Source organism: Legionella drozanskii LLAP-1, assembly GCF_001467585.1.
Taxonomy (GTDB): Bacteria; Pseudomonadota; Gammaproteobacteria; order Legionellales; family Legionellaceae; genus Tatlockia; species Tatlockia drozanskii.
Genome location: NZ_LNXY01000016.1, coordinates 1 through 1,627 on the forward strand (window position 1 = coordinate 1; position 1,627 = coordinate 1,627).

Here is a 1,627-nt window from a genome sequence, read left to right on the forward strand (position 1 = left end):
CTCACGATGAAGTTATTATGATTGCGAATGTGTTATCTTAATTTTTGGAGTTGCATTTACCAGTTGAATCCGCCCTTCGATTCCTTATTATTAGGTCTGATTATCAAAGTAATCAGACTTAATATTGGAATCTGACAGATCATCGCCCTATTCACTAGCAATAGATTCATCCGAAATTTATTTGTTTACGATATATATTTTGGTTACTTTAGATGTTGGCCAAAATAAACCACATCTAACATAAACCACACTGTTTCGCTCGACAAGATCCGAACCTAGGTGAGGGCAAGATAACTCGGTCAGCTTATATAGTTTTTCCTTAGAATCTAAAGAAATTGTATGATCTACTAGAAAATTAGGGTATTGATTCGAATTAAAAAAAACCACTCGTTCAATCCCGCAATAAGACTCCATAGTAATATCAGACCTATAAGGATCATTGCACTTATATCTTTTGTAATCGATTTCATTGGCTCCCCTTCAGACGCACTTTTTTCCTTCCTTAAGGTTGAATCCGATTCATCTAACTCTGAGATACTAGTCATCTCACAGATTCGTCTATGCTGCTTTAACTTCAACGAGCATATGAATGCCATCATGTTCAAGAGAGTCTTGAATGGCTAAAGCTATAAACTGTTCTACCGGATAACCTAAAATGGTAGCAAACTGCTTAGCTTTTTTAGCACTAACTATCTTTCTATCATGTTCTAAATCGCATAAATATTGCTTTGACACACCAAGGATTTTAGCAAAATCAATCTGACTTATCCCTTCTCCTTGACGTATAGAACGAATAGAGCTTCCTAATGTTAAACGCCCTACCAATTGTTCTAAATATTTTCGTGCATTAGTAGTCATGTTTATTTACCTCTATAATTGAAACAATAACTATTTCTTTTTGCTCATTTTCAATATAAATAGCTCGATAGGCTTTATTTAAACGAATTGATCGTTGACCAGTGCGCTCCCCTTTTAAAGGCTCATCATGATAACCTGGTATGGTTCGTATCTTGCTAATCCCTAGGCGCTCCACAGAGTCAACCCACAACAATAATTTTTCTTTGATATAGCTTGGAACTTTAATAATATCCTTCTCAGCTCCTTTGGCTAACTCAATTTGACAAGGCTTTATCAATTCCACTACCTAGTACATTTTCTTTATATCTAATAGTACACTTAATTGGTGTACTTGTCAATTTACCTTTAGTTAATAACTGGGGTTTTGTTAACCGCAGTCAAAAAGTACAGTCTGAAAAAACTTTTCAAAATAATTATTCCAAGTTTAAAAAGACATCTAGAAATGGCTATTCTTAGACCTCTTCAGTGTTTTCTAAGGCCGTAGAGGTTGCCACTTTCCCCTTAAATCAAATATTTATAGAACTCTTTAATAAAAAATGGCAAAAGACAGCTCCTTTGCATTACGTAATGTGGCCATGATTTATTGTTCGTTCGGTTTAGGACTTCGCGTTAAAGAAATTTCAGCCTTAACTTTTAAGGACATCATTTTCTACTAAATAGGGGCATGACAATCATCGGAAGCAAAAGATACGCTAAGCAAAAATAATCAGATATTTTGCATTAATAAATGACATATTGGCAATTGTTTTGCCATAAAATATTTTTAAAT

At 34.2% G+C, this 1,627-nt stretch carries 2 protein-coding genes; both read right to left on the minus strand.

What is annotated here, in order from left to right; genetic code table 11:
* Window positions 1-558: 558 nt before the first annotated feature.
* Window positions 559-858, minus strand: a complete 300-nt coding sequence (locus Ldro_RS04000; RefSeq protein WP_058495134.1) for a helix-turn-helix domain-containing protein — start codon at window positions 856-858, stop codon at window positions 559-561.
* Window positions 848-1,135: a type II toxin-antitoxin system mRNA interferase toxin, RelE/StbE family gene (locus Ldro_RS04005; RefSeq protein WP_058495135.1), complete on the minus strand. Its 288-nt coding sequence runs from the start codon at window positions 1,133-1,135 to the stop codon at window positions 848-850. The genes Ldro_RS04000 and Ldro_RS04005 overlap by 11 nt, the downstream gene beginning before the upstream one ends.
* Window positions 1,136-1,627: the final 492 nt, after the last annotated feature.